General features: G+C 41.2%; 7 protein-coding genes. All 7 read right to left on the bottom strand.

Annotation, left to right across the window (positions count from 1 at the left end; translation table 11 throughout):
* The coding region (gene rpmI, locus QX565_RS00405) for a 50S ribosomal protein L35 (protein ID WP_289290573.1) at nt 1–108 on the bottom strand (108 nt) is incomplete at its 3' end.
* A 68-nt stretch (nt 109–176) separates the two neighbouring features.
* On the bottom strand, nt 177–788 hold the full coding sequence (gene infC, locus QX565_RS00400) for a translation initiation factor IF-3 (protein WP_221648755.1): 612 nt from the start codon (nt 786–788) through the stop codon (nt 177–179).
* 72 nt (nt 789–860) lie between these two features.
* A complete protein-coding gene (gene thrS, locus QX565_RS00395; RefSeq protein WP_221648756.1) occupies nt 861–2,801 on the bottom strand; it encodes a threonine--tRNA ligase in 1,941 nt (646 codons plus the stop codon).
* Between the two features lie 164 nt (nt 2,802–2,965).
* On the bottom strand, nt 2,966–5,011 hold the full coding sequence (locus QX565_RS00390; protein WP_221648757.1) for a tetratricopeptide repeat protein: 2,046 nt from the start codon (nt 5,009–5,011) through the stop codon (nt 2,966–2,968).
* A 219-nt stretch (nt 5,012–5,230) separates the two neighbouring features.
* Complete coding sequence (gene def, locus QX565_RS00385; protein WP_221648758.1) at nt 5,231–5,785, bottom strand: peptide deformylase; 555 nt, start codon at nt 5,783–5,785, stop codon at nt 5,231–5,233.
* A gap of 44 nt (nt 5,786–5,829) precedes the next feature.
* Nucleotides 5,830–6,246 (bottom strand): Holliday junction resolvase RuvX, encoded by a 417-nt coding sequence (ruvX, locus tag QX565_RS00380; protein ID WP_002561644.1) that lies wholly within the window; start codon nt 6,244–6,246, stop codon nt 5,830–5,832.
* Nucleotides 6,247–6,366: 120 nt separating this feature from the next.
* On the bottom strand, nt 6,367–6,537 hold a 171-nt coding region (locus QX565_RS00375), incomplete at its 5' end, for an OmpA family protein (RefSeq protein ID WP_289290571.1).

Here is a 6,537-nt window from a genome sequence, read left to right as displayed (position 1 = left end):
TTTCTTAGTCAAAATGTGACTGTGAAAAGCGTGCTTTCTTTTGATTTTACCTGTTCCGGTAAGGGTAAACCTTTTTTTAGAACCGGAGTTAGTCTTCATCTTTGGCATCTTACTTGATTTTAAATTATTAAATTATATGGCAACGCACTATACCTGGCGCGTTACGCATTTCTTTCTTATTCTTCAGTTGACTCTTCACTTGCTTTCGGAACTGCAACTTTAGGCGCAGCTACCTTAGGAGCAACGGGCTTCTTAGGAGCACCTTCTTTCTTCTTCGGAGAAAGCTGAATAATCATGCGCTTCCCTTCCAAAACAGGCAACTGATCTACTTTTGCATAATCTTCCAGATCATTGGCAAAACGCAATAACAACACCTCACCTTGTTCTTTGAAAAGAATAGAACGTCCTTTAAAGAATACATAAGCTTTCACTTTGTCACCATCTTCCAAAAATCCTTTTGCATGCTTCAACTTAAAGTTATAATCATGGTCATCTGTCTGAGGTCCGAAACGTATCTCTTTTACGTTCACCTTCACTTGCTTAGCCTTTTGTTCCTTCTGACGCTTCTTTTGCTGGTAAAGAAATTTAGAGTAGTCAATAATACGACAAACAGGGGGTTCTGCATTAGGTGAAATTTCTACCAGGTCAAGTTCTTTTTCTTCAGCCATCTTCAAGGCCTGGAAAATAGGATATACCTTAGGTTCTATATCATCGCTTACGATGCGTACTTCTTTGGCTCGAATCTGTTCGTTGATTCTGTACTGCCCTTTTAAGCTGTCGTTCTTCATCAAATAACGTTTACTTCCGGGTTGTTTTTTATTGTCTACCAATTTATTTTAATTTATTAATTGCGCGCAAAGTTACCACTTATTTATCATATTCTGAACTTCTTCGTTCAAAATTTTAGCAAATTCTTCAAATTTCATAGTCCCTTTATCGCCTTCACCTTGTCTGCGAACTGAAACTTCACCGTTTTCGGCCTCTTTCTCACCCACAATCAGCATGTAAGGAATACGTTTCATTTCATTATCGCGTATCTTACGACCGATCTTTTCATTACGATCGTCAACAATCGCACGGACTTCATGTGTTCTCAGATACATCTTTACCTGCTCAGCATAGTCATTGAACTTTTCACTGATCGGCAGAATGGCTACCTGATCGGGTGTCAGCCACAACGGGAATTTTCCGGCTGTATGCTCAATAAGCACTGCCACAAAGCGTTCCATCGATCCGAAAGGAGCACGATGAATCATTACCGGACGATGTTTCTGGTTATCAGATCCCATGTATTCGAGTTCAAAACGCTCCGGCAGGTTGTAGTCTACCTGGATTGTTCCCAACTGCCAGCGACGACCGATGGCATCTTTCACCATAAAATCAAGCTTAGGACCATAGAAAGCAGCCTCTCCATATTCTATTTTAGCCTTCAAACCTTTTTCTTCACAGGCTTCAATGATGGCTTGCTCTGCCTTTTCCCAGTTCTCATCACTACCGATATATTTCTCACGGTTAACCTTGTCACGCAGAGAAATCTGAGCTTCAAAGTTAGTAAAGTCCATTGAACGGAACACAATAGAGATAATATCCATTACGCGAAGGAATTCACCCTTCACCTGATCCGGACGACAGAATATGTGTGCATCATCCTGTGTAAAACTACGTACACGAGTCAAACCGTGAAGTTCACCGCTTTGTTCGTAGCGGCATACCGTACCAAACTCTGCAAGACGCAAAGGAAGGTCTTTGTACGAACGCGGGAAATTCTTATAAATCTCGCAATGATGCGGACAGTTCATTGGTTTCAAGAAGTACTCTTCACCTTCTTCGGGAGTATGTATCGGCTGGAAAGCATCTTTACCATATTTGGCATAGTGTCCGGAAGTTACATACAACAATTTATTACCGATAGGCGGAGTTATCACTTCCTGATAATCATAACGGGTCTGGATACGACGCAAGAACTCTTGCAGGCGCAAACGAAGTGCAGTTCCCTTTGGCAACCACATCGGAAGTCCCTTACCCACTGTATCAGAGAACATAAAAAGCTGCATCTCCTTACCAATCTTACGATGATCGCGCTTTTTAGCTTCTTCCATCAGCGTCAGGTATTCATCCAGCATTTTCTTTTTCGGGAAAGTAATACCATAAATACGAGTCAGCATCTTACGGTCTTCATGGCCACGCCAGTATGCACCTGCCACAGAAGTCAGTTTGATAGCCTTGATCGGAGCAGTAGTCAGCAAGTGAGGACCACGGCAAAGATCAGTAAAAGCTCCTTGCGTATAGGTAGTAATATGACCGTCTTCCAATTCGGATATCAATTCGCATTTGTAGGTTTCACCACGATCACCAAACATTTTCAAAGCATCGGTTTTTGCAATGTCTGCACGAACCACAGCCTCTTTCTTTGCCACCAACTCTGCCATTTTAGCTTCAATAGCCGGCAGATCAGCTTCTTTGATCACAGCTTCACCCGGATCAACATCATAGTAAAAACCATTCTCAATAGCCGGCCCAATACCAAACTGTATGCCTGGATAAAGTTCCTGCAATGCCTCTGCCAGCAAGTGAGCACTTGTATGCCAGAAAGCATGTTTACCTTCCTCGTCCTCCCATTTATAAAGTACGATAGAAGCATCTTCATTAATAGGGCGACCTAAATCATAAATTTCACCGTTCACGCCACAAGCCAGTACTTCCTGTGCCAGTCGCGAACTGATACTTTCTGCAATTTGCAAACCGTTCACTCCCTCGTTATATTCACGAACAGAGCCATCGGGAAATGTTATCTTTATCATAATGTGATGTTATATTTTTCTTTTTAGCACGCAAAGATAGTGCAAACCGAGAGCAGAATAAAATGAACGAGTTCATTTTTTATGCCAAGGTGCAGCTTTACTTCACTTTTTGGTGCAAAAATAGCTAAATCTTTTTGAGTTTTCTATTATTTATAAAAAAAATGTTATTCCATCTGATCGGTGAAACGTTTAATAATATTGTATGCCGAAACAATCCCCAGTTCACCAGCCTTACTCAAATCTGTAATTCCTTGCTTATTATTACCCAGGAAAATATGGGTCAATCCACGGTTATAATACGCATCTGCAAAATCGTGATTCAACTCGATGGCTTTGTCATAATCGACCAATGCAGAACGATAATCTTTCAACATTGCCGACACATTAGCACGATTGTAGTAAGCATAAACGAAATCGGGTGCCAAAGCAATCACACGGTTTAAATCTGCTATTACCGCATCATAATCTACCGCACCGATCTCCTTATGAGACGAATCGATGCCCTGTTTGGCACTTGTAGCTTCTTCGGCTTTTTGATACTCCAACTGCTTACAGCGCACCAAAGCTCTCATAAAGTAAGCAGGGAAGAATGTATCGTCCAGCAAGATGGCTTGTGTCAGGTCGTCAACCGAGCTTGTAAAATCCTGTACAAGATAAAAATCGAGCGCACGGGCAAAACGTTTCGCAGCACTCTTCTCATCTTCCACAATGGCAGAAGTATGGGCATCGATCAATGCAAAATGGAACTTAACCTGCTCTTCGGTCAACGGCGCTTCCATATTAGTAAGACGCAGACGCTTCGGGAATATACCCGTCTGGTTCAGTTCGTCAATGTAAGTATGATAGTTCACAGAACGCTTCACATCACTCATCTTCTCATAATAAGTAAGTGCAAACATCGGTTCGGGCTTGATATTCACGTTACGATCCTGTACTCTACCCCGGTAATCGCTCTTGTACTGCCGTTCCTGTTCAGAATCGTCTGCTATCACTATCTTACGATAGTTATTCATATTTTTATCCGACTTCTTACGTGTCTTGCCTTCGTCTTCTTCATCTTCATTATTCTCAGCCTTATCATCTTTATTATTTTGTGCCACATCTTTATTTGACACACCACCATTCTGACGATCGAGCTGCATTTTCATAATTTTGAAATCATCCGCTTCGGCTCCTTTGCGGTCTCCTATTTTCTTTCTGGCTTCAGCACGCTGATAATAACCTGCCAGGAAGTTAGGATACTGATCAATAACTGTAGTATAATCCTTGATCGCTCCCCGGTAATCTCCCGTTTGTGCACGCAACAATCCACGGTTAAAGGTAGCCATCATATTATCCGGTTCTATTTCAAGCACAAAGTTAAAATCTTCAATAGCACGGTTGTCATCTCCCACTTGTGCACGCAGCAAACCACGGTTATAATGCCCGATAAAATTGTTTGGATCTATATCCAAAGCGAGGTCATAGTCGCTCATGGCCCCTCTCAGATTGTTCTGATGGAAACGAGCCAAAGCACGATTAATATAATTCCCGGCATTCCGGGCACTCAAACGAATAGCCTGGTTGAAATCGGACTCAGCCTCTGCATACTTGGATTGTTGTAACTGTACAATAGCCCGTGACGACCATGCATCCGGATCGTATTTATCCAGCTCGATAGCTGTATTAAAATCATTCAATGCCCTAATAGTATCCTGCTGTTTTAAAGCCACTTCACCACGCATGAGATAGGCTCGTGTATATTTGGGAGATATGGCCAATAATTTACCCAAATCTTCTTCTGCAGCTTTATAATCTTTTTTCTGAATATGGCATAAAGTCAGATTGTGCCACAACGTAACATTCTCCGGTGCATAAAACAGGGCTTTCTGATAATCTTCAATCGCACCATCATACTTATTCTGCCGGATACGGGCCAACCCTCGAATCTGGTAAGCTCCCACAACAAAAGGATTACGCTCGATAGCTTTATCACAATCAGCCTCCGCACCCTGAAAATCATCCAGATTTATTTTAGCCAAGCCTCTGAAAAAATAAGGCTCGTACAAATAAGGTTTCGCATTGATTACCTGATTAAAGTATTGGATAGAGAGCACATAGTCTTCAAAATAAAGCGCATTACGGGCAATCATCATTACCCGCTCTGTATTTATTTGAGCATACACCAGCGTAGGCAGTAGCATGAGTGCTACTAATATCTTTTTTATCATTGGCCTTTGAATACTACTTAATAAGTGAAGCAAAAGTAATGCTTTTCGGCTATTAAACAGGGATATCGGTTAACTTTTTATATTTTTTGAGTATTTAGCCAAGAAGATTTACGATTTGACGATTTACAATTTACGATTAAAGTTACTTTTTTTCATAAATAAAACATTTATCAATCGTAAATAGTAAATCATCAAATCGTCCAATCGTAAATCCCCCCCTCACTTCACTTGTTTCATCTTATATGAGCTACGGGCTTTTCCCTTCAGCATTGTATTCAGTTTTCCCTTTATCATCTGTTTGCGAAGCGGAGAAATGTGATCAATAAACATTTTACCATCCAGATGATCGAACTCGTGCTGCATCACACGGGCCAGGTATCCTTCTACCACCTCATCGTGTTCAACGAAATCCTCGTCCATATACTTCACACGTATACGATCTCCTCTTTTCACTGTTTCATGAATACCCGGAAGGCTGAGGCAGCCCTCCTCCATTGCTACTTCATCTCCTCCCACTTCAAGGATGTGAGGGTTAATATAAGCACGATTAAAATCTTTAAACTCCGGATAATCTTCTGATAACGGATCCAGTGTAATGGTTACAACCCGGATAGGAAGTCCGATTTGAGGGGCAGCAAGACCAACTCCATCGGCATGGACCATTGTTTCAAACATATTCTCTATCAGCTTCTTCAGCTCCGGATAATCGGGCGTAATATCTTCGGCCACCTTTCTTAATACAGGCTGGCCGTATGTGTAAATTGGTAAAATCATATTTCTTTCTTATTCCTTATTTATATTATACGGTTGTCTCTTTACTAAAAACGTTTACTTTCGAGATATGTTTGCAAGATAATAGTAGCACTGATTTCATCTACCAAAGCCTTATTCTGACGATCTTTCTTTTTCAACCCGGCTTCCAGCATCGTGCGATGTGCCAACACAGAAGTAAAGCGTTCGTCTACAAACTCAACAGGCATTTCCGGTATTTTTTTCTTCAGCAAACGGACAAAAGGTTCAATATACTTCATGTTTTCAGAAACTTCATTATTCATCTGTTTGGGCAAACCAATAATGATGCGTTCTACCGGTTCTTTTTGTACATAACCAGCTATAAAGTCCAGTAACTCATGCGTAGGCACAGTTGTCAGACCATTTGCGATAATCTGCATTGTATCGCTAACAGCAAGTCCTGTACGTTTCCTACCATAATCTATTGCTAATATTCTACTCATAATTGGGGTACAAAAATACGATTATTATTTTGATTACATCCCATGAGGTACAAAAAAAAGGACGTCTGTTGCAGACGTCCTTTCTTTCATTCAAAGCTTTCGCTCTATAGAACCCATATTTTATTCCAGAATCACTACACGGTTCAGGAAGTTCTTACCGAACATATTGGCAGTTCCACCGAAGCCAACCAATTCAAGCTGATCTTTGCTTACGCCTTCTTTAACAAGTGCATCGTAAACGGCCTGAGCACGTGCTTCAGACAGTTTCTGATTCCACTTAGAGCTACCGGT

Origin of the sequence: Bacteroides sp. 41_26 (assembly GCF_949740115.1) — a bacterium.
Lineage (GTDB): Bacteria > Bacteroidota > Bacteroidia > Bacteroidales > Bacteroidaceae > Bacteroides > Bacteroides nordii.
The sequence above is the reverse complement of the archived record's forward strand: the minus strand, read 5'-3'. Positions and strand labels throughout refer to the sequence as shown.